Source organism: Desulfuromonadaceae bacterium (assembly GCA_019429445.1).
Classification (GTDB): Bacteria; Desulfobacterota; Desulfuromonadia; order Desulfuromonadales; family JAHYIW01; genus JAHYIW01.
The window spans coordinates 1-23,761 of sequence record JAHYIW010000003.1; the positions used below are offsets into that span (position 1 = coordinate 1).

Annotated in this window: 14 protein-coding genes and 1 tRNA gene; 1 reads left to right on the top strand and 14 read right to left on the bottom strand. The window is 57.3% G+C overall.

Features of this window, described 5'->3' with window-relative positions:
- Positions 1–81: 81 nt before the first annotated feature.
- The 13 genes from K0A93_01475 to K0A93_01535 all read right to left on the bottom strand — a co-directional run bounded on the left by K0A93_01475 (position 82) and on the right by K0A93_01535 (position 21,247).
- Positions 82–1,356: a (Fe-S)-binding protein gene (locus tag K0A93_01475; protein MBW6510773.1), complete on the bottom strand. Its 1,275-nt coding sequence runs from the start codon at positions 1,354–1,356 to the stop codon at positions 82–84.
- A gap of 144 nt (positions 1,357–1,500) precedes the next feature.
- On the bottom strand, positions 1,501–2,883 hold the full coding sequence (locus K0A93_01480) for an FAD-binding protein (protein MBW6510774.1): 1,383 nt from the start codon (positions 2,881–2,883) through the stop codon (positions 1,501–1,503).
- Positions 2,884–2,979: 96 nt separating this feature from the next.
- Positions 2,980–4,245 carry a nickel-dependent lactate racemase gene (larA, locus tag K0A93_01485; protein ID MBW6510775.1) on the bottom strand — a complete coding sequence of 422 codons (1,266 nt, stop codon included), beginning with the start codon at positions 4,243–4,245 and terminating at the stop codon, positions 2,980–2,982.
- 106 nt (positions 4,246–4,351) lie between these two features.
- Positions 4,352–4,963, bottom strand: coding sequence for an MBL fold metallo-hydrolase (locus tag K0A93_01490; GenBank protein ID MBW6510776.1), 612 nt, complete (start codon positions 4,961–4,963; stop codon positions 4,352–4,354).
- Between the two features lie 5 nt (positions 4,964–4,968).
- A complete protein-coding gene (locus tag K0A93_01495; GenBank protein MBW6510777.1) occupies positions 4,969–5,190 on the bottom strand; it encodes a hypothetical protein in 222 nt (73 codons plus the stop codon).
- Positions 5,191–5,336: 146 nt separating this feature from the next.
- Positions 5,337–6,761: a hypothetical protein gene (locus tag K0A93_01500; GenBank protein ID MBW6510778.1), complete on the bottom strand. Its 1,425-nt coding sequence runs from the start codon at positions 6,759–6,761 to the stop codon at positions 5,337–5,339.
- A gap of 41 nt (positions 6,762–6,802) precedes the next feature.
- The gene (locus K0A93_01505; GenBank protein MBW6510779.1) at positions 6,803–7,732 is read right to left on the bottom strand and encodes an Abi family protein; all 930 of its coding nucleotides are present in this window, start codon (positions 7,730–7,732) and stop codon (positions 6,803–6,805) included.
- A gap of 195 nt (positions 7,733–7,927) precedes the next feature.
- Positions 7,928–9,310 (bottom strand): SAM-dependent methyltransferase, encoded by a 1,383-nt coding sequence (locus K0A93_01510; GenBank protein MBW6510780.1) that lies wholly within the window; start codon positions 9,308–9,310, stop codon positions 7,928–7,930.
- A complete protein-coding gene (locus K0A93_01515) occupies positions 9,265–10,251 on the bottom strand; it encodes a type I restriction-modification system subunit M (GenBank protein ID MBW6510781.1) in 987 nt (328 codons plus the stop codon). Before K0A93_01515 ends, K0A93_01510 begins: the two co-directional genes overlap by 46 nt.
- A gap of 245 nt (positions 10,252–10,496) precedes the next feature.
- A tRNA-Ser gene (locus K0A93_01520) sits at positions 10,497–10,584 on the bottom strand.
- A 10-nt stretch (positions 10,585–10,594) separates the two neighbouring features.
- Positions 10,595–11,092, bottom strand: a complete 498-nt coding sequence (tadA, locus tag K0A93_01525; GenBank protein ID MBW6510782.1) for a tRNA adenosine(34) deaminase TadA — start codon at positions 11,090–11,092, stop codon at positions 10,595–10,597.
- Positions 11,093–11,212: 120 nt separating this feature from the next.
- A complete protein-coding gene (locus K0A93_01530; GenBank protein ID MBW6510783.1) occupies positions 11,213–20,383 on the bottom strand; it encodes a glycosyl transferase in 9,171 nt (3,056 codons plus the stop codon).
- Positions 20,384–20,599: 216 nt separating this feature from the next.
- Positions 20,600–21,247 (bottom strand): hypothetical protein, encoded by a 648-nt coding sequence (locus K0A93_01535; GenBank protein ID MBW6510784.1) that lies wholly within the window; start codon positions 21,245–21,247, stop codon positions 20,600–20,602.
- A 396-nt stretch (positions 21,248–21,643) separates the two neighbouring features.
- Between K0A93_01535 and K0A93_01540 the strand changes: the two genes are divergently transcribed.
- Positions 21,644–21,823 (top strand): hypothetical protein, encoded by a 180-nt coding sequence (locus tag K0A93_01540; protein ID MBW6510785.1) that lies wholly within the window; start codon positions 21,644–21,646, stop codon positions 21,821–21,823.
- A 218-nt stretch (positions 21,824–22,041) separates the two neighbouring features.
- On the opposite strand, the gene gabD is transcribed toward K0A93_01540, so the two are convergent.
- A complete protein-coding gene (gabD, locus tag K0A93_01545) occupies positions 22,042–23,508 on the bottom strand; it encodes an NADP-dependent succinate-semialdehyde dehydrogenase (GenBank protein MBW6510786.1) in 1,467 nt (488 codons plus the stop codon).
- Positions 23,509–23,761 lie beyond the last annotated feature (253 nt).

The following is a 23,761-nucleotide window of genomic DNA, read 5'->3' on the forward strand; positions in this document are numbered from 1 at the left end:
CCGCATATTTCTCGACTGCAAAATTTTTCCGCCCCGCCGGTGAAAATCAGCGACGACTGAGAAATTTAACCGGTGACCAGCTTATTTGTCCTCTCTTACTTCCTCCAACGCCTCCATCAACAAGCTCAAAATGTGCACTGCGCGCTGCTGTTGCCCGGCATGATTGACCGCATCCTGCAACTGCATGATGCAGCCGGGGCAGTCGGTGGCGACCAGCGCCGCACCACTCTCTTCAATAAACCCGGCTTTTTTCGCCCCGATTTTCTTGGCGGTGTCGTAATGATAGACAGAATAAGTGCCGCCCAGGCCGCAGCAGGTGCCGGCGTCTTCCATTTCGACATAGTCAACTTGCGGCAGCGCCTTGAGAATTGCGCGCGGCTCTTTGGTGATCCCCTGGGTACGCAGATGGCAGGGGTCATGATAGGTCACCTTCATCCGCTTAGCGGCTTTCGGCAACGCGGCCAGTTTTTCCACCAGCCCCTGTTCGACCAGAAAGACGAAAATATCCTTGACGTTGGCGGTGAGTGGCGCGAACTCCGCCCCAAAATCCTGATAAACCTTCCCCAGCCCGGCGTGGCACGACGCACAGGCGGTGACGATGCAATCAACCGGAGTGGCGGTAAGCGCCTTGAGGTTCTGTTCCGCCAGCTGCTCAACCACCTCGCCCGCCCCGGCGCTGACGGCCGGAAGCCCGCAGCACCCTTGCCCGGCCGGAATCACCACCGTTACGCCGATAAACTGCAACGCCTTGAGCAGCGCTACGCCAACTTCGGGGTACATGTAGTTGATCCCGCAGCCGGTGAAAAAAGCCACGGTTGGTCGCCCCGCTGCCCCGGCAATCTTTTCCGGGTAACGTTCACGAAACGGTGTTGACGCAAGGGACGGCAGGGTACGGTCGGCGCTGATGAAAGGGGCGGGAAAGCGCAAGCGCAGACCGCTGCTTTGCGGTAATTTTTTAAAGAGTAAGGTGGATAATTTCCCCCCGGACTTGGCCAGCAGGTTCATCAGCTCCGGTCTGCTCAGGATCCCGGCAACGCCTTTGGCGAAGGTCGACAACCCTCTGCGTCGGGCAATCTCACGGCGCGTGGCGGCGACAATCTCATCGGTCGGCACGTTGTTCGGGCACTGGGCGCAGCAGCTGCCGCAGAGCAGGCACTGGGACATGTCGAGCAGGAACTTGTCTTCCAGATCGACCTCCCCCTTAAGGAGCGCGTCCGCCAACGCAATCTTCCCTCGCGCCACCCGCCCTTCGTGTTTTTCGGCACCGAACGCCGGGCAATGCGCCCGACAGGCCCCGCACTTGACACACTGGGCGATTTCTTCCTGATATTCGTCGAGTCGTTTCAGTTTTTTCATAGTGATATTTTTTATTCACCACGAAGGGCACGCAGATCACGAAGAAACCCTCACAGGTTAGGATGAAACAAAAATTCTCCGGGAGCATGTGCAATTTAAAGCCTCTAGCGCCCTTCTTCGTGAACTTCGTGGTGAGAAAACTCCTTAGCGTTGCAGAAAAATTTTCCCCGGATTGAGCACGTTGTTCGGATCGAGCGCTTTTTTGATCGTCTCCATGTAGGACTGCGCCTCGGCCGAAAGCTCCAGATTGATATATGGTGACTTCATGATGCCGACGCCATGCTCGCCACTCATCGTGCCCCCAAGGGCCAGCGCACCTTTAAAGACTGCTTCAATGGCGCGTTCCGCCTTTTCCAGCTGCCCCGGCCGCTTGCGGTCGATCATCACATTGACATGAATATTGCCGTCACCGGCATGGCCGAAATTGACAATCGAAATGCCGAGCTCTGCGCTGATCGCTTCAACCTTGCGGATCATCTCCGGGACTTTGCTGCGTGGCACACAAATATCTTCGTTGAACTTGTCCGGGTTGACTTTCCGCAGGCTGGCGGAGACTGAACGACGAATCTGCCAGAGCGCTTCACTTTCGGCGGACGTTTCGGCGATGCGGGTTTCGACCACCCCGAGGGGCTGGACAATGGCGGCGATCTTCTGCGCCTGTTTGTCTATCATCTCCCGGTCCCCGTCGACCTCGATGATCAGCAACGCTTTGGCACTCTCCGGGACATCGAGATCGGTTGCCTGGCGGACGCAGGCGATGGTCGCCGCGTCCATGAATTCGAGGGTGGTCGGAATGATTTTGCCACGGATGATCGCCGAGACCGCCTGCGCGGCACCGTCGATCGAAGCGAACAGCACCAGCATGGTTTTTTTCGCTTCCGGCAGCGGCAGCAGCTTGATGATAATCTTGGTGATGATCCCGAGCGTCCCTTCGGAGCCGCACATCAGCTTGGTCAGATCGTAGCCGACCACCCCTTTCATCGTCGGACCGCCGGTGCGGATGATGTCGCCGGTCGGGGTGACAATTTCGAGGCCGAGAATAAAATCCTTGGTGACCCCGTACTTGACGCAGCGCGGCCCGCCCGCGCATTCGGCGACATTGCCGCCAAGGGTGGAAAATTTCAGTGAAGCGGGATCGGGGGGGTAGAAGAGCCCGACCTTCTCGACCGCTTTCTGAAACTGTTCCGTGACCACGCCCGGTTCGACGGTGGCGACCAGATTGTCGGCGTCGATCTCCACGATCCGGTCGAGGCGCGTCATCGCCAGCACAATCCCTCCCGCAATCGGCAAACTGCCGCCGGTAAAGCCACTCCCGGAACCCCGCGGAAAGACCGGAATTTTTTCGGCATTTGCGAGGAGCATCAGCTGGGCGACCTCCTCGGTGCGCCCCGGATGGACCACCACATTCGGAAGATACTGCTGCTGGGTGGCGTCGTAGGAATAGCAGATCAGGTCGGCTTTAGCGGTGGAAACGTACTCCGCGCCGACGATTCGTTGCAGCTGTTTGATAATTTTTTCGCTGAGCATATTCAATCCTGTGGGGCGTGGGCTCATGATCTCGAAGGGCAGGGAAGTCCTGCGACGTGGGGCTTCTTCGTGCGCTCCATGAGCTTCGTGGTGAAATTAAGTTTTCATGATCGGCAAAATCGTCCCGCCGTCGGGAATAATCACGGTGCGCGGTGACGGCGGCAGCTGGTCATACGCCATCTGCAGCGCGGCGTCAAGATCGGCGGCCTTTTCCATCCCCATGCGGGCCGTTTGCTCGGCGTTGAAATGACTGATCAGGATCACCCGGAAGCGCCGCGCCTTGTCGAGCGTGGCATGGGCGGTCTGACCGTTAATTTCATAGTTGGCACGCAACGCCGTTTCGAATTCCTGCAAATCCTGATAGCGAAACCAGTCGAAAAAGGTCGCGTTGCCGAAACCGTCAGGACACGCGGCGAGCAGGATCAGGGTTCCCCCCGGGCGCAGGGCGTTGACTCCGTAATCGAGAGCCTTGTGACTCTGAATGAAGTTGATATCTTTCGGATGCCCGCCGCACGAGACAATCGCCAGCTCCGCTGGTTCTTCAAGCAACACGGTATAGATCTCTCGCGCCAGCTGACAGGCGGCCAGGTGGGCGGCCTCCAGCTCGCCGCAGAAGACTCCGGCAAACTGTTTATCGGGGGTCAGCACGGTGTTGAGGATGAAATCGGGGTGGACACGCTGCGCGGCGGCGAGGATCACCGCATGCACCGGGTTGCCATCGAGCTGACCGGTTTTTGCGCCCGGCTGCTTGCCGCCAATTTGCGGCGGGTTGAAGATCGCATAGTGCGTTGCCATGCAGGTGGCACGGCTGGCAACGCCGGGAACCAGCGCTTTGCGACCGCCCCCGAAGCCGGCAAAATAGTGCAACCCGACAGTGCCGGTAACGATGACGCGGTCGGCGGCAACGATCCGGCGGTTGATCTGAACCGGAAGCCCGTCCGCCGTTGTCCCCAGATCGACCAGTTGCTCGGGGTCGTCACAATCGTGATCGATGACAGTGATGCGACCGAAAAGCGGGCCAAGGATCTTGCGGTGTTCCGCTGCCGTCTGTTGGCGATGAATGCCAAGGGCGATGACGATCAGGATATCATCATCTTTAATCCCGGCGGCGTTCAGTTCGGCAACCACCAGCGGCAGGTAGATTTCACTGCCGGTATAACGGGTGATATCCGAAGTGATGATGGCAACCGTTTCTCCGCGGCGGACGATCGCGTTGAGCGGCAGGGTTCCGAGTGGATGCGCTAGCGCGGTGCGGATCAGTTCTTCCGCCGGAGGGATATCCGGGGTGCAGACCGGGCGCAGAACCGTGGCGTTGGTGATTGTGCAGGCGCAGATGTCGAGGCCGTATTTAAGCTTTACCATAAAGACAATCTTTCAGGGGCACCTCTTGATTGTAACGGAAGATCCACGCGCCTGTCCACAGGTAGCTGCGCAGCAAGCCGCGTTATCACCACCGTGCCGGTCGGCATCAGCCCATACGTAAACGGACAAAACTTGCCAGATCGGGGCATTGCATAAACGGATTATTGGCCAGCTCGAAGCCGATCGTCGAGGTTGGATGGGGACCGTAATCATGACCGGGGTAGACTCGCGTTTCGTGGGCAAAGGTCGCCAGCCTTTTCAGGCTGCCAAAGAGTGCTTGCGGGTCACCACCGGGGAGATCCGCCCGCCCGCAACGCGTGACAAAGAGGGTATCACCAGTAATCAGCGCGCCGGGAGGATTGAGCGTGATCGATCCCGGCGTATGGCCGGGGGTGTGCAACACCCGCACGCTGCTCTTCCCGACCGGCAATAAAGCCCCTTCGTCAATACTCATATCGGCATCGATTTCGGCGGCGGGGTGCGCCGCCAGATGCGCTTTGGTGGCGGTGAGAATGACATCGTTCCCGGCGGCATGATCATGATGTCCGTGGGTATTGACCAGAATTTTGAGGGTCAGCCGATGTTCGGTCAGTGCCGCGAGCATCTTTTCCGGTGCCAGTGACGGGTCGACCCCGAGGGCCTCGCAAGTCTCCGAACACCAGAGCAGATATGAAAAGTTATTCATTTCACCGGCGGGAATCTGTATAATATTGAGCAAGGCTCCTACTCCCATGGTGCCGGGGTGAGGACAACATGACCGATTTTCCTGATCTCGCCGTCGATGATCTTGAACTGGTCTCCGCTTTTCTTCACCACCCATTCATCGCCCTCTTCTGCCGGTTGCGGAAATTCACGGCTACCGAGATAAACATCCTCGTCACCAATCATGCCCCACCAGTCGAGCGAGCCGGTCTGCCAGATTTTTGTTTTCAGGTTGAACGCCATGTGTTTAATTCTCCAGTGATCTATCGGGCCCGACCGCAACGACCGCGCCCCTGTTGTCCATCGAGTTCATTGGCTTTTTCAAGTGTACAAAACTGTACCATGGTGCTGTTTTCAGGTAAACAAAAACTCAAGGGCGTGCCGCGCGCTCAGCTCCCCTGCCTGATCAAATCAAACACCACTCGCGCAAACCCTTCTGCCACCTGCCGATTGGACAGTATCTGCATCATCTGCTTTTGATGAGCCTCACTGCTGTCCATCACCGCATCATCGAGCGCCTTGGGGAAATCACCCAGCATCGCCTGTTCGGGGGTGTTGTTGTGAAGCTGATCCATGACGCTCTTGTTTTCGCGCACCTTGTCACGAATGGTATAGGCGTAATTGACCAGGTCATTTTCGGTCAGCCCGTCGGTCATGAAGAGGTCGTTGAGCCGCGCCAGAATCTGCGACAGGAACTCTTCTTTCTTATCCTTTGCCTTGCCTGAGCCGAGGTCGCTGCCAGGCTTCAGGCCATAGACCCCCTCGGTCTCCATCACGATGTACTGCTCGCGGATCTTGGAGAGCCGGTAGTGACTGAGGGCAACATTACTCAGATCAATGTCGTCATCGTCATCCAGTTTCTCGCGCAGCAGTGGCCGCAGGTGCCGGGCATAGAGGGCGAGCTTCTCCAGATCCTTGTCGTTGTAGTCGACAATCTGCGACATGAACTCGTAGAAACGGGTGAAGCTGCCAAGGTCCTTCTTGAAGATCTCCAGCCGGTCTTTTTCCTTCTTGCACTCGGTAAAACTCTTTTCGGCATTGGCGATCAGAACCGCGTCACCAGTCTTCCTGGTGCGCTCGAACATTTGCTTGGCGGTTTTGTAGGCATCGATTGCCAGCTTGTAGCGGCCCTGCCAGCGCTCGACCGCCGGTTTGCAAATATTGCTGATCGCTGCACTGCTTTTGTTCCTGGCGAAGAAGGCCACGGCAAACTGTTCCACTTCCTGCCAGGTAAAGATTCCCTCGGCACGCAGTTTGTCGAACAGATCAAAAACCAGGTCGGGAGCGGAGACATCGGTCAGCTCGGCGGTCTGGAAATAGGGCTGAAAAGAATCAAGGATATCCTGCGGATCGTTGAAAAAGTCGAGGACGAAGGTGCCGCTTTCAGCCTTGCCGGGGTAGGTCCGGTTCAGGCGCGAGAGGGTCTGCACACACTCAACGCCGCCGAGTTTCTTGTCAACATACATGGCGCAAAGCTTCGGCTGATCAAAGCCGGTCTGGAACTTGTTGGCGACCAGCATCACCTGGAACTCATCGGTGTCGAACGCCTTGCGCATGTCGCGCCCCTTGAGACCGGGATTCATGCTCTGTTCGGTGAATTTCTCACCCACCAGTTCGGCAGCGTTCGGGTCGCTGTCACTGAACGCCACCTCGCCGGAAAAGGCGACCAGAGCACTGATACCGCTATACCCCTTGCGGGCGATGTATTTGTCGAACTCCTTCTTGTAGCGCACCACCTCTTTCCGTGAGCTGGTCACCACCATCGCCTTGGCCTGGTGACTCCAATCGAATGGTATTTCGTCAAGCCACTTCACACCCGAGTTTTTATAAGCAGGATATGCTTGGTAACGCCCCATCATCCCTCAGTCCTCTCACTCCAAGGCTCCCGCTCACGCCAATCATCCGGAAAACCCATTGCCATCAAATCACTGTTCGAAACAGTGCCGAGGAGGATCATCAACTGGGACTTCCATTGCCCTGTTGGATTAATAACACTCTTTAAATATTCGATGATGACCAAATAATTGAATATGCGATGACCCAGCCTATTGGGGGTATTATTTGGCACGACCCTCTTTCTCAGTCGCTTTATTTCAGGCAAAGTCATCGGAAATTGACGATTCCACAACCTACCATGATGTGCAGCAGTGTTGCGCATTGGCGTCAATGTGTGCAGAACCTTTTCTAAAACCTCAACCGTAGGTACCTTCAGGCTCCGCATTACTTCTTTTTTAATTTCTGTATCACTCGTATTTGAAAACCAGTAAGACAGCTGTCCAAAACTCATCATCTCAACAATGGCCCAGATGGGAGGGAGAAAAGGTTCTGAATACTGATCTCGATAATGCTTAATAAAAACTTCGCTGCTCTTCTTTATTTCACGGGAAAGCGTTGCCATATCCTGTTGGTGTTGCCACGGATCTTTAAAAAGTCCAGAATTCATATGGGCATGTGGGCCGTGGCGCATTGACATTGCGTCTGCCCAACGAGTTCTGATTGCGACCTCAATCCGTTCGATGGCATTCATCACCAATAACCGAAGTTTTCGGTCAAAGTCATAGAGATCCAAAACCCTGTCAAAGGTCGTACCTGCTTCGAAATTATGGTTTCGACTGTTTGTTCTTACAGGAGGTTGTTCAAAGGGGTGCCAATAGGCACTTAGGCGATAGTAGCCAATATGGGTAAGGTAATGTTTGAGTCGCTCAAGATTTTCGCAGATCAACCCGCGCTGAATTAAACGATCTACTTGCTTTTCAATGGAAAGAGGGGGTTTATTATATTGCATAGCTTACCCTCAAAAAAATAAACCCTCCGGTTTGAGCATCATGGCGGCGAACCGCCTGAGAGGCTTGGAGGGTGTTTTTAAGGTTATTCGCCGAAGCGATAGAGAAACAGTACAGTTTCCCAGCAATACAGTCAATTACTTTTTTAAACCCGCAAATCACAGTGAACGGAGTGAACCGCATCATTTTATTGCACATCACGAATGAACCTCCCGCAGCAGCGCCATAATCTCCTTACTCACCAGATCCAGATCCCGATCAATCTCAACCAAATCACGCGGCGGCGTATAAACATAGAAATGCCGGTTAAAGGGAATCTCATAGCCGACAACCCCCAACTCCCCATCCTTCTCATCCCGCTTCCCCGCATCAATCCAGGCCTCCGGCACATGGGGAGCGCCCTCCTTGCGGAAATACTCTTCGACCGTCTCAGTCACACTGCGTGACTGATCGAGGGGAATGTTCTCGTTGTCGCGCAAATCGCCGTCGGCCTGAAACTCAACGACCTTGCCATCCACCGCAAACAGGCCGTAAAGCGGATCGGCCTTCTTGGTGTGAATTTTCTTGATCACCCGCTGCGCCTCGGGATTCTTCCAGCTCACCGCATCGAGAAGCTGCTTCTTCTCCCGCAGATTCAGCTTGACACCGGTGGTCTTAATCGCCTGCTTCAACGCATCCTCAAACCGGTTGAAGTCATCACAAAAGCCTTCGACAATCGCCGCCGCGCCCATCTGTTTGGCCAGCGCGGCTTGCAGCTTCTGCCCACTCTTGTGCAGCGCCTGCTGATCGCGCCACAGCTTGGCGTCGAGCAACTCCTTGATCTGTTTCTCTTTCAGATCACTGAAGTTCGCCTTGACGTACGCCCGCACCTCGACCGCGACGTCCGACAGATCACCGTAAGTGGCAGCCGTCCAGTTTTGGCCAAACTGCTCATAGGCCCACTTCATCGGCGCATTGAGCGGCTTGGGGGCAAAGCGCAGCTCTTCGAGGCGCTCGCCGGTGAACTGCACCGAGAAGCGCAAGGGGCGCTCAACGGTGATACGCCGGTAACCGAAATCGGTGGTGGCAAATATCTTACTCGAAAAGGTCTTCGGCTCCAGCGCTTTCGGGTTGTCGGATTGACGCCCCCGGTTGCTCTTCGCATCATCCGGCTTGTCGAGCTCAACGCTGTCGATCTGCTCGAACTGCCCGAAGGCGCGGGTGATGGTGGCGATATCATCCTCCCCCATGACATTGCGCTTGGAGCCGAGGGACTTGCGCATCTTGCCGCAGAGGTTGACGCCGTTGATGAGCTGCACCTTCCCCTTGTGCTCCGGGTCTTTTTTGTTGGAAAGCACCCAGACATAGGTGGCAATGCCGGTGTTGTAGAACATGTCGGTCGGCAAAGCGACGATCGCCTCCAGCAGATCGGCTTCGAGGATATAGCGGTGGATCTCGCTCTCACCACTGCCGGCGCCGCCGGTGAAGAGGGGTGAACCGTTGAGGATGATGCCGATGCGGCCACCACCATCTTTAGTGTCGCGCAGTTTGCTGATCAGATGCAGCAGAAACAGCAGTGAGCCGTCCGAGACGCGCGGCAGGCCGGGACCGAAGCGACCGGCGAACCCCTTTCGTCCTTGATCTCTTTTTCAACCTTCTTCCAGTCGACCCCGAACGGCGGATTGGAGAGCATGTAGTCGAACTTGTCGGCGTAGAGATGATCGTTGGAAAGGGTGTTGCCGAGCTTGATGCGGTCGACCTCCTGCCCCTTGATGAGCATGTCGGCCTTGCAGATAGCGTACGACTCAGGATTCAGTTCCTGCCCGAAGGCACGCATCACGGCATTGGGGTTGAGTTCAATGACGTAATCCATCCCCGCCGAGAGGAAGCCGCCGGTCCCGGCCGTGGGGTCGTAGATGGTGCGGATGATCCCTGGCTGGGTCAGCGCTTCGTCGTCTTCCATGAAGACCAGCGAGGTGGTCAGGCGGACGATATCACGCGGGGTAAAGTGCTCCCCGGCGGTCTCATTGGAACTCTCCGCAAAGCGCCGGATCAGTTCCTCGAAAACCAGACCCATTTCGTAGTTGGAAATGCGCTGCGGACTCAGATCGGTATTGGCAAACTTCTGCACCACTTTGTAGAGCAGATTGGCATCGTTCAACTGGCCGATGAACTCGGCAAACTTGAAGTATTCAAAAATCTCCCGCGCATCTTTGGAGAACGCCTGAATGTAGGTCTCCAGATTATCCTTGATCCCCGCCTCACCAAGCTTGGAGAGATCCATCGGCGAAGTGTTGAAAAACTGCGCTTCCGTCGCGCGAAGTATCAACTTCTCCGCCGCCTCTTCCGGCAGATTCATCTTGCTGACTCCGGCGTGCTTGTTCAGCACTGCCGCCTTGTCACTTTCGAGCACGCACTCCAGACGACGCAACAGGGTAAAGGGGAGAATGATGCGACCGTATTGGCTTTGTTTGAAATCACCGCGCAACAGATCGGCGACTGACCAGAGAAACGCGGCGGATTGGGTGAAGTTGGGTGTCATCGGGTTCGACCTTCTGAAGTTGGGACACATCGAAGGGGAGAGGTCCCCTCGTTTTGGACCAGAACAGCCAGCAAAAAAGGGTTTCTGAACCGCGTTACTCTAGCAGAGATTAGCCCATTCATGAAGGGAAAAGACCCGTTAGCCAGCGCCTGGCCGGGTGTCGGGGGCGGGGACAGCCGTCCCGCCGTCGGCAGGACTGACACAACAAGGGCCCAACCGTTACCGGCTGAGCCCTTGTGTTTTAATGGCGGAGAGGGTGGGATTCGAACCCACGGTAGCTTGCACTACAACAGATTTCGAGTCTGTCACCTTCGGCCTCTCGGACACCTCTCCGCAAACCTGTTCAGCAGGATGATCGCGCCGCTCTGGCGGCTTTCTTCTCTTCGCGCAAACGCCTGAAAAATCCGCTCAACAGTGCGCTGCATTCTTCATCGAGCACCCCTTCGGTCACTGCGACCCGATGGTTAAAGCGCTCATCCTGCGAAAAATCGTAATTCGAACCGACCGCCCCGGCCTTGGGATCGCGACAGGCATAGACCAGCCGCGGGATGCGGGCCAGAATCATTGCGCCCATGCACATCACACACGGCTCCAGAGTAACATACAGGGTACAATCGAGCAGCCGCCAGTGACCGATCTGCTGTGCCGCCGCGCGAATGGCGATCATTTCGGCGTGGGCGGTGGGATCGTTGTTCCCTTCGCGCAGGTTGTACCCTCGGGCGATAATTCTGTCCGCGTGAACGATCACCGCGCCGATCGGCACCTCGCCGCGCATTGCCGCCGCTGCCGCTTCGTCGAGCGCCGCCCGCATGAAGCGGCTATCGTGTTCGTTGGAATACATCGGCCACTCTGCCCTGTGCGGCACACGCGCCGCGTTCAAGACCGTGATTTTTAGCATAGATCAACAAAGTGGTACAAGGAAAAAATCGGTGCCCCTCCCCGCTGCATCCTCACCCCATCCTCACCCCATCCGCACCATCACCGCATATTCCCCCTCATCACGGCTGAGCGGAATCCGCTGATCCGCGAGGATTTCACCATTGAGCGTCACCTGGGTAACACCGCTGCCGACCCGGTCGGGATTTTCGACCGTGACGGTGTAGAGCGCCTCCCCGCAACGGTAGCTGAGAGTAAAGCCCGGCCAGCTTGACGGAATCACCGGTTCAATCACGAAATAGGTGCCGCGCACCTTCAGTCCGAGAATTTCCTCGACCCAGGCGCGATACATCCAGGCGGCCGAGCCGGTGTACCACGACCAGCCGCCACGACCGACGCGACCGGGGAGGCGATAGACATCGGCGGCAACCACGTACGGTTCGACACAATAGCGCGCAACCTTTTCGGGATCGGCCGCCAGTTCGACCGGACTGAGCATGTTGAGCATCTGCACCGCTCGTTCGCCGTCACCCTTGCGCGCCAATGCCATGGCAAACCAGAGTGCGGCATGGGTATATTGCCCGCCGTTCTCGCGTACCCCCGGCGGGTACCCTTTGATATAACCGGGGGAGGGGTCGGCATGTTCGAAAGGCGGGTCGAAGAGCTGGACCAGCGATTCGTCGACCCGCACCAGATGATCCCACGCGGCGTCAAGGGCCTGAGTGGCGCGCGCCGGGTCGGCGGCACCGGTCAGCCACGCCCAGCTCTGCGGCAACGAATCGATCTGCGCTTCGCTGCACCGCGCGGACCCGAGCGGTGAGCCATCATCAAACGTGCCGCGCAGATACCACTCCCCGTCCCAACCCACGGCCTCGATCCGGGCAATCAGGTCGACACGGCGCTGACGGTAATCGGCAACCAGTTCCGACCGGTCAAGCTGCACCGCCAGCTCCGTCATCCCCTGTAGAACGTCGACCAGGAACCAGCCGAGCCAGACGCTCTCGCCCCGGCCTTCGGCGCCAACCAGATTCATCCCGTCATTCCAGTCCCCGGTGCCGATCAATGGCAATCCGTTCGGGCCACTGGTGAACCCCTTTTCCAGCGCCCGGCGGCAGTGCTCAAAAATGGATGCCGGTTCAATCATCATCTCCGGCACAGTAAAGGCTTCATGCTGACCGTCCTCCAGCAACGGGGCATTGAGAAATGGCACTTCTTCGCGGAGCAGTTCGACGTCGCCGGTGACGCGCACATAGTGCGCCGTGACCAACGGCAACCACAGCAGATCATCGGAGATACGTGAGCGGATCCCCGCGCCCCCCGGTGGATGCCACCAGTGCTGTACATCGCCTTCTGGGAACTGTCGACTGGCTGCCAGCTTGATCTGCTCACGCGCCAGCTCCGGGCGCACGGCAAGGAATGCGGTGACGTCCTGGAGCTGATCACGAAAACCGAACGCGCCACCCGACTGGTAGAGGGCCGAGCGCCCCCAGATACGGCAGCTGAGGCTCTGGTAAAGGAGCCAGCGGTTGATCAGCAGGTCGGCGGCGGGTTCCGGGGTGCTGACGGTGATGCCGCCGAGCAGGTTTTCCCACCAGGCACCGGTCGCGGCGAGAGCATCGACGAAGGCATTTTCCTTGCTGTACGTTTTGATGAGCCAACGCGCCTCGTCCTGCGATCCTGCCTGACCGAGCATTGTGCTCAAGGTTCGTTCCTCTCCCGGTTCGAGTTCAATCGCAACCTGAAGTGCCGCGCAGGGGTCAAGCCGTTCGCCTGTCCGGTTGTTCAGCGTTTCACGCTCCAACGCTTCCGGTGCGGCAAGGGTGCGGTTGCGGCCAATAAATTCGACCCGGTCGCCACACCACGAATCGGGCTGTGGATCAAGAGCAACAAACGTCACGCGCTCGGAATAGTCGGGATGATAGCGGTTGAATGCGAAGAGCGCGCTGGTGCGCCGGTCGTGGTAGGTAATCGTCTGCAATCGCGACGCTTCGGCGTGCTCCCCGAGGGTCAGTTCCACGTAATAGGTCAGAGAAATTTTGCGCCGTCGCGGACTGTCGTTGCGCACATAGAGTTGCTGCAATTTAAGCGGATCACCGGCATCGGCATTGCTGCCGGTGGTCGGCACAAAAACCAGCAGCTCCTGGGCGAGTCCGTGGCTGTGATGCTCGAAGAGCGTATAACCGGCCCCGTGACGAACGCGATACGGCCCGTCCTCGCGGATCGGCGCGATGGTGGGAGTCCAGAATTCACCGCTGACGTCGTCGCGCAGATAGAGGACTTCCCCCGGCGGGTCACTGACCGGATCGTTGGCCCACGGGGTCAAACGGTTGCGCTGGCTGTTCCCGAACCAGGTAAAACCGCCGCCACTTTCACTGACCATGGTGCCAAAATTGCGATTGGCGATGACATTGACCCAAGGGGCGGGGGTGATCACCGAGCGCCCGAGGTCAATGACATATTCGCGCCCGCCTGCGGTAAAACCGCCGAAGCCGTTGCTGTGGACAAGTTCAAGAAGAGGCAGGGCCCGGGGTGGATCGATCGTCCCCGGCCTGGTTTCGAGCAACGCCGGGGGATCGGCCGCCTTGCGCGGGACACCGAGCTGCTGCGCCAGTGGGCCGCGTGCCGCAACCAGCATGACGCTGGCGACCGCTTTGAGCAGCCGCTGGTCATCTGCCGGAATTTCATCGGCACTGCGCAGAAAGACCCCTCCAAAACGGTCTCGACCGGTGGTCGGCGAATAGGCCTGAATGAGATTGATCAGCCGCTCACGTAACGGCTGGTCGTAGCTGCCGACCTCTTCATTAAGAATGACCAGATCGGCAACGAAGCCCTGCGTTCGCCAGTAGCTGTGTGCCTGAAGCAGTTGCCGAATCAGGTTTAAATCACGCGTCTCGCCAATGGTTACAAGGAGGATCGGCAGGTCACCGGAGATTCCGTAGGGCCAGAGTCCGGACTGCCCCTTGTGATTTTCACGAATCTGCTCGCCGGGGGCGCTGAGAAGCTGATTGGGGAATATCATATGATTCGCCAGATGCTGGAACCAGCGTGCTTCGTCGGCCTGAATGTGGAGCAGGCGCAAACCGATCTGGGTTGAGCGCCAGGCGAATTCAAGGGCCCGGTTGACTTGATAAACCTCCCCGTACTTCTCGGTCAGTGCCAGCACTGCGTCACGACTTTCGGCGACCGCGAGGATGAAGGAAACCTGTGTTCGCTGACTCGGCTCCAGGGTTATGTCATGGCGCAGACTGAAGATCGGATCGAGCACAAACCCGGCGCTGTTGCCGAGCTTTCGGGTCGCTCCTCGCGGGGCAGCCAGGGTGTTCCCCCGGCCGATAAAACGGTGGCGATCTGTTTCATAGTTGAATGCGCCGTCAGCTCCTTCGACAGTCACGCGATGCGCAACATAAAGCGTTGCGTCATCCGGGCCACGCTGGCGCCGCTGGGCAAGCAGGGTGTGTCGATCAGGCAGGGCTTCGGTATGAATGAAGAGCTTGCTGAACGCCGGGTGTTGCCGATCGGCACTGTGTGCCGCCAGGGCCAGTTCCATATAGCTGGTCAGACTGAGTTGTCGCCGTTCATCGGAGCGGTTGAAGAGGGTAATGCGCCGGATCTCAACATCATCTTCCGGTGAAACGATCACCTCCATTTCACTGCGAATCCCGTGATCAAGTCGCCGATAAACCACCCCGTCGAGAGCAAAATCGGTCAGATACTCCTCCCCTTCACTCCCCACCGGGTGATACGCTGCCGACCACAGCAGGTCATTCGCTGGGTCATGAATATAGCAAAAACTGCCCCAGCAATCGCAGGTGCGGTCAGAGCGCCAGCGTGTCAGCTCCTGTCCTTGCCACTGGCTGTAACCGCCGCCGGTGTTGGTCAACATCAGGTTGAACTTGCCATTGCTGAGCAGGCGCGTTTTCGGAATGTAGGTATGGGGGGTAGAAAAGCTCGCCGCCGCAGGGGTCGATTCCCCTGCCGAGACAAAGAGTGGCGTGCTTTCGCGCGTTGCGATCAACTTCAGTGGCGGCACCACCGGAATCTTTTCCTGCAACAGCGGCTCAAATGCACGCACGCGGGGATCGGCGTGGAACCGCTCGGGGAACGGATTGTGGTGCAGAAAATTAATCAGCGCCAGAAAACCCATCCCCTGATGATGCGCCATGTAGGCCCTGATAATCACTCCGCGCACCCCGCCACGCTCTGAGTCGCGACTGAAGTCGACGGACTCAAAATAGCCGTGGGTGCTGAGTAACCCCATCGTTTTCAGCCGACGCAGATTGATTACCGTCTCATGCGGGCGCAGTCCTACCGCCAGTAACGACGCATAGGGCGCGACCACCAACTGGTTTTTCAAGATGCGTTTCAGGCCGAGATGCGGCACTCCGAACGCCATGTACTGGTAGGTTTTATTAAAATCCAGATCACCGTACGCCGATTCGGAAATCCCCCACGGAACGCCCTGATGACGACCATAACGAATCTGGATTTCGACCGCACGCCGCACGGCCCGGTCGATCAGCGAGTTGTCGTACGATTTCTGCAGCAGTTGCGGCATCAGATATTCAAACATGGTGCCACTCCAGCTGAGCAGGGTTTTGCGTCCACCGACCACCGCATGGGAACGCCCCATGGCAAACCAGTGCTCCATCGGGACATCACCGCGAGCAACCGCAACATAGCTGCCGAGGCGCGCCTCACTGGCCAGCAAGTCGTAAAAGGAGTTGTCAAGGACCCCGGCGGAGACATTGTAACCGATGGAAAAGAGCTTGCGTTCGCAGTCGAAAAGGAACGCCATGTTTATTGCTGCGGAAATCTCTTGCACAGCACGGCGCAACGCTTCGCCTTTATCCATGATCGCCGTCGCCGCCGTGCGTGCCAGATCGAAGCTCGACAGGATTTGCCTGCCGCGCGCGACTAAAACCGGGTGCTCCGTCGTGGCACTGTCACCCCAACTGCGCAACAGCGTGATCGCGGCGACACGGTCATCGGCAATCTCCGCCAAAGACGGAATTGTTTGGGTACAAGCGCTGAGCGCATCGCTGCTCCAGGCGCCTGGTTGCGCCACCTTCTGGTTGGGAAGATCGGCGGCGAAGGTCTTCAGCGGTTCGTACCAGCCCAGACAACTGTCGATCAGTGTTTGCCAGGCCTCCAGTTGTCCGGCAAGGGCGTTCCCCCAGTAGAAGGCCTCTCCGTCGTCACTGGTTTGCGTGTTGATGCCACGCAGCAGCTTATCAAGTTCCTCCGTGCAGCGGCGCAACAAAGGGATGCTGACACCCCCTGCGGCGGGTCTGGCGCGCAACTTTCTGACCAGATCATCAAGCTGTACCAGCGCGGTTGCACCGAGCTTACTTTGCCCCGCGACTTCACGCAGGATTCCGGCGGTGTCACGCAGGCCGGACAACACCCTCCCGGTCAGCAGCGGTTTGCGAAACAGTTCTTCCAATCCCTGGTCGAGGGTCCACAGCGCAGCCAGGAAGTTGCCGCTGTCAACTGCGGAGACATAACGCGGTTCGAGCGGCTTCAGCGTGTTGATATCGTACCAGTTGAGCAGATGCCCCTGATAGCGTTCCAGCCGACTCAGGGTGTCGATGGTTGCGCTCAGCCGGTCGATCACCTGCACGGGGGTCAGGTAACCGCAATCGTGCGCCCCTTGCGCACTGAGCAACCACAGCCCGATATTGGTCGGGCTGGTGCGCATTGCCAGCTGATCCTGGTGTGATACCTGGTAGTTGTCCGGCGGTAGCCAGAACGTGCCGACATTGACAAAATCATCAAAATAGCGCCAGGTACGCCGGGTGATCCGGCGCAGAAACAACCGGTCTTTATCCGGCAACGCAGTCTGGCGTCGTGCCGGGCGGGGGGGGAGGGTAACCAGCCAGCCGCAAAACGGCGCGACCGCCCAGAGCAACAGCCACGGCGCTGCCGGGGACAGGCTTTCCGGTTGATAACTCATAATCAGCCGGGCGAGCGCACCCCCCAAGAGACTCGCCCCTCCCAAAGAGATAATCAGCCGCCAGCGACGACGGGTATTGCTCTTTACTGCTTGCGACGAGGTCCATTCAAGCAGTCCGTGATGCGAAATCAGCAAGCGGTACCAGACGCGCAGGATCGCACCCAGTGACACCACAGCCTGATGCGGCATCAGGGCGATTTCAATACAGATCCTTACCAGCGTATGGCGCAGGGCGGAAAATGAAAAATGCTGCCAACCACTGAGACGGGTAAGCACATTGAGCAGCTGGGTGAGGGGTGAAAAAAACAGCATGACCCCGAGGAGAGCCATCGTCATCGTTGCCAGTTGCCGGTCAAGCAACCAGACCGCGACCAGCAACACCAGATTCATCACCGGCAAGAGACTGCGCCGCAGATTGTCAAACACCTTCCAGCGATTAAACAGCGAGAGCGGGTTTTTCCCCCAGCGCCCATCGTGGCGCGGGACACACGGCAGAATCCACGCGGCAATCTGCCAATCGCCACGAATCCAGCGATGCATGCGTGAAACATAACCCAGATAGTCGGGGGGGAATTCATCGTAGAGCTCAATATCGCTGGCAAGTCCGACTCGCGCGTGGGCGCCTTCCAGCAGATCGTGGCTGAGGATCAACCCTTCAGGGAAGAGGTCATCAAGTATCTGTCCGAAAGCCCGGACATCGTAAATTCCCTTGCCATGGTAAGAACCCTCACCCGTGAGATCCTGATAGATATCGGAGACGACCCGGGTGTAAGGATCGACCCCGACTGCATCGCAAAAGAGGCGACTGAAAAGTGAATAGCTGCTGCTCGGCAGGGACGGTGTGACGCGCGGCTGAATGAGCGTATAACCGGACGTGATCGAACCATCGGCGGCAAAGCGCGGTTGATTGAGCGGGTGCGCCAAGGTCTCGATCATCCGCCGCGCCGAGCCATGCGGAAGCTGGGTGTCGCTGTCGAGAGTAATGACAAAGCGAATCCGCGTTAGTTGCGCTGCCTCCCCGACATAAATCAACTCGCGTGCCAGGTCGTCCCGCCGTTCTACCAGGAGACGATTGAGCTGTTCCAGTTTTCCGCGCTTGCGTTCCCAGCCGATATACTTCTTTTCCGTGCTGCACCAGCTGCGTTGCCGATGGAAGAGCAAAAAACGGGGGCCATGCCGCTGGTTCAGTTCTTCGATGCCGGCACGGGCGAGGGCGATCAGCGCATCATCTTCCGGGATGTGTTGTTGCGCCGCATCGGTAAAATCGGTAAAAAGACTGAAGAGCAGGTTGTCGTGGCGATTCGCCATGAAACGAATTTCCAGTTTCTCAATTTCGCTCTTTATCACCTGCTCATTAATCAGCAGTGTCGGCACCACCACCAGCGTACGAAACCGGTCAGGGATGCCGGTCTCGAAAAAGTCCAACTTCGCCAGGGCATCGGGAGGCAACACGCGCGTCGCCAGGTAGTTGACCACTTCGATCGCCAGCTGACTGGTTAAAAAGAGCGCGCTGAGCAGGATGGCCAGCGTCCACCAAGCGGGCGTGCCGGGCGGAATGAAATAGCAGAGAAAACCGATCAGCAGGGTCACCAATCCCCCGGTTGTGCCAAAATAAAGCGGGGTGTGATAGCGTCTGACCCAACTTACCAACCGACAACGAAGATACTCGCGGCAACCGGTCTGGCGCACAAAGGCCTGGCGTTGCGCACCGATCAGATACGCTCCGACGTGCTCCAGCAACGGGTTGTCGAGCCCCTCCTTGCGTGCCCCCTGAGCGATATCGACAGCCGCCTTGGCAATTGCCTCTTCGGTTTTTCGCGAGCGGTTGGCAAACTCCTCAACTGCCTGACGATAGCGATCGCGAGTCTCAAAATCCATCCCGGCATAAATGCCGGCGGGATCCCGTTTGAGGATCTGCTCGACCCGGCTTGACGCTTCAAACACGGTCCGCCAGTCGAGTTGTACCAGCTGACGCAAGCTGGTAAAAGCGTTGCCGATGGCCAGTTGGTCACTCGCCTGACGGTGCTGTTCCTGCTGGATGAGATCGTTCAAAGAGCTGCCGTAGGTACGTTCCAGCCACCCTTGCAACGAGACCAGAACCGTCGTCTCGTCATAAAGCAGATCGACCAGTTGGGCCCCGAAGTAGGGGCTCGGCTGAGGATGCGCCATGGCCAGATCGGCCAGGGCAGTGAATAACTGGTTAACATCGGAACGATTGGAGACGATCAGGCGATTGGCCCAGAAGGCCGCTTCCTGGCTTTCGCACAGATCGGTCTGGGCACGCACCGCAAGCCCCTGAATACTCTCGATCAGGGCAACGCGCAACATCTGAGGAAACGCCCACAGTTCCGCAATCGACAACGTCCGTTCAAGTTGGTTTTCGGCAAGATGCGCAAGAATGTTCTCTTTCGTCAGCCGCAATTCAACCGCGGCCACGAGCTTCTTGGCCAAACTGTAAATATAAGGCATGCCAACACGTTCGGGGTCGGAGGCCAGGCGGGGGAGTTGACGATAAAAACTTTTGGGCAGGTTAAGCAACACATCACGGATGGTTCTGACGATCAGATATTCGTTGTCGATAATCCACTCGGCAACCGGTGTGGCCCCCTGCCCGAGACGACTTGCCTCAGTCAGCGCCGAACAGATTTTTTGCACCCAGCTGCGGGCCCGTTTGAGTTTTTTCAGTAACGCGTAGCGCTGCTGTTGCGGCCCGCCCCGCGATTGATAGACGTTCGACCGCCCGCGTTTTTCAATCAACGAGCCGCTGACCGGGGGTGTCACATCACGCCGTTCGCGACGTCGTTCGCGGGGCGGGTGGAGCACAAAAATTGTCGGTGACGTGGTGCTTTTTTCGCGCAGCAGCGTGACCGGATCCCCCATCATCGCAACCGGTGCCTGAAGAACCAACGCCGTTTCATCGTGAAAAAGACTGCCCGAATATTTCACCAGCAACTGTGGAGTAACACCGTAGTGCTCCCGCCTCAGGATCAACAGCCCAACCAGCAAGCCGGTTACCGCTCCGCCACCGATCGGCACCAGATGATTTTGCATAAATTGGGGAAGCCAGTCGGGAGGGGTGGGGAAAAAGTAGGTCAGTACCGCACCGACAGCGGAAAATCCGAGGATGGCAAAGAAGATCCCCAGCAACCGTCGCCGTAAATAAGGATCATTCGTAAGCAATCGATTATCGGCGGTTTTGTGCAACACTGCGGCCCGAAAGAAGCCGCGTTTCCCCAACTCCCACAAAGCTCGTCGGGCATCGCTTTGTCTGACAAAATAGGCGATCAGAACGCCATCGCTCACAATTAGCTCCTCTCGCTAAATAAACTGTTCAGGGGGTGACAAGATTTTAAAAAGACAAAGACGCAGTGACCCCGATTTTTTGCGGCGCAATTAAAACTTAATACTAGTTCATTTTCATTGAGATGCAACGTGCAGAAGGGTGGCAAAGGGTGAGTAGATAAAGGTTGTGGATGGGCCGGTTGGTGCCAAAGAACGCCGTCCTCGTTACTCAACCTGTCAAGTCGTGGCGGTGAACTGCACGAGTTTGTCGTGCAATTGGGACAACGTGCCATCATTGACAATCGTCGCATCCCACCCCGCAAAAGCGTCAAGGGCGGTCTCACTGCTGTGCTTGTTGGCACCGTCGCAACCAGGCCGCTCAATCTTGACGATGAGTCCGCCCAGGGCCTTGATCGTCGCCAGCTCATTGGCGAAACGCACATCGTCGATCAACAGATGCGTCCGGTCGAGATCGTAGCTGGCAACGTTGGCTTTCCAGGCCTTGGTCCAATAATCGGGATCCTGCGCCCGACGATACTCCGTCCCCCACCATTGCAGCAATCGGCGAACCGTCAACGCGGTACGTTCCGGTCGACCCTGAACGGCTTGAATGTCCTGGTGCTCGGCAATGAAGTGGTCCCACTGCTCACAAACCGCACGCGCCCGCTGGCTGTCAACAGTAAAAACCCGCACTTTGTCTTGCTGACAACCATAAACCAGGGGAACAAATTCGTCGCCCCCGACTGAGCGTAAAAATCGTTCCACTTCGTCGCGCAGCACCATCGCCATCGGGACGATCAGCACCTCCTGGGTGAGGCTTTCGGCCAGGAAGTTCGCTGCTGTCGTTTTTCCCGCCGCCGCTTTTCCGGCAAAACCGATAATCATTTTTTCATCCCTTAAAACATTCAAATTCAAACCAGATGCTCTCGCAAAAAAGCATGGGATGGCTCAGCAAAAATTTCGTCATCCAAGACCTGGTGGTTTTTCAGGGGCGAAGACCTACATCAGGTAGGTCGAGGTCCTAAAAAATCAGCGTAACGCAGTCGGGCGGACTTTTTGCGACGCCATCAAACCAAACACCTCGCCAGCAGTGTACTTGATTCGGCGCTGGCGTTCAATCAATGAAACCGGCAAGAAGGGCATTGTTTCAAAATAGTCGTCCCCGAACACGTGCCTGCAGCATAAATGTTCCTCTCTCGCGCAGAAAAATAATCTATCCCGTGGTATAATCGAACCGAACGCGCTCGTAACACCATTTAAATTACACCAAGGAGAAGGACGATGACCGAATACAGTTGCAACAATCCTGAGCAACATTGTGATCTGCATGCGTGCCAGTTAACGGCCAGCATCCGCGCTCCCGAGATTGACAAAATGTTTGAAAACCCGCGTTTCGCCTGCACGAACTGCGGGGTCAAGGTTCACGATGCAGCAAACGTTTGCCAGCCAAAAGAACTCTGAGGTGCATCCACAAGTCGTTCCCGGGGCGGGGAATTTCCCCGCCCCGGCATTTTTTTCACTGTGCGCTATAATGAAAATGAAATTCACAACAGTTATTGACAGCAAGGAGCATAGAGCATGACAAAACATCTTTTATACGCTGCGTTGCTGGTGCTGTTAACAACGCCCCCGCAGCTTGCGCTGCGGGGGCGTTGTTATTGAAGATCCGGCGACGGTGGTCAGCTATCGATCCCTGCCATGCACAGGTATTTGATTTCCAGGTAATCGTCGACACCATATTTTGAACCTTCGCGGCCATTTCCCGATTCCTTGACCCCCCCGAAAGGGGCCACCGGATTTGACACCAGCCCGGTATTGATCCCGACCATTCCGTATTCCAGCGCCTCTCCGACCCGCCAGGCCCGGGCGAGGTCGCGTGTGTAAAAATAGGCGGCCAGTCCAAATTCGGTGTCGTTGGCCATCTGGAGCGCCTCTGCTTCGCTGGTGAAGCGGAAGAGCGGGGCCAACGGACCAAAGGTTTCCTCACGGGCGACCAGCATCTGCGCGGTCGCTCCGGTCAATACCGTCGGTTCAAAAAAAGTCCCACCGCTGGCATGGCGTTTGCCTCCGTAAATGACCTTCCCCCCCTTGGTGAGTGCATCGGCAATATGTTCCTCAACTTTTTCCAGCGCCGCCATGTTGATCAGCGGGCCTTGCTGGGTGTCCCCTTGCAGACCGTCACCGACGCGCAGCGTGGCAACGGCGACCGCCAACTTTGCAGCAAACTGATCATAAACACCGTCCTGAACCAGAAACCGGTTGGTGCAGACGCAGGTCTGGCCGGTATTGCGATACTTGGAAATCATCGCCCCTTCGACCGCGGCATCTAGATCAGCATCATCGAAGACAATAAAGGGCGCGTTGCCACCCAGTTCCATCGAGACCTTCTTCATCGTTCCGGCGCACTGCATCATCAGCTCTTTGCCCACCTCCGTAGAACCGGTGAAGGTCAGCTTGCGGACCAGCGGATTGGCCGTCATCTCGCCACCAATCGCCCCCGAAGCGCCGGTCACGACATTGAAAACACCTGCCGGAATTCCGGCACGCGCGCCAAGTTCGGCCATCGCCAGCGCTGAATAAGGGGTCGCCGTTGCCGGCTTGGCAACCATCGGACAGCCGACCGCCAGTGCCGGAGCTACCTTGCGCGCCAACATGGCGGTGGGGAAATTCCAGGGGGTGATCGCGGCGCACACGCCGATCGGTTCCTTGATCACCACCAGCCGCTGGCTACTGAGGGTTGGAGGGATCACGTCACCGTAAATCCGCTTCCCTTCTTCGGCGAACCATTCGATAAAAGAGGCACCGTAAGCAATCTCGCCGCGCGCTTCGGCCAACGGTTTGCCCTGCTCGGCGGTCATGATAATGGCCAGATCTTCCTGATGTTCAAGGAGCAGGTCGCGCCATTGACGCAGAATGGCACTGCGCTCTGCAGCAGGCCTGCGGCGCCACGCTGACCAGGCACGGTTGGCTGCGGCGATCGCCCGGCGCGTCTCCACCGCCCCCATTTTGGGGATAGTCCCCAACCTGTCGCCGGTAGCCGGGTTGGTGACCGCAATCGTTTCACCGCTGTCAGCGTCCAGCCATTCACCATCAATGTAGCACTGCTGCCGCAGCAGTGTCGCGTCGCGTAATTTTTCCTTCAACATCTTCTCCCCCTTTGTGTCGTCGCTACGATCAGTTTCGGTATTCAGATAGGAAGATCATCTGCTCACGATGAATACTAATCGATTGCCATCCCATCTTCAATCGGTTTTCGTTTCTCTCCCGCGACCCGATTAATACTCCGCACCGTTTTTCCCTGCACGGATCTGACGCGGAATTAACTTTTGCAAATTTTTTGCATTTGAACTATTTTCCGGTTATGATTTGTCCTCTTTTGTGTGCTAACTGAACCTGAAA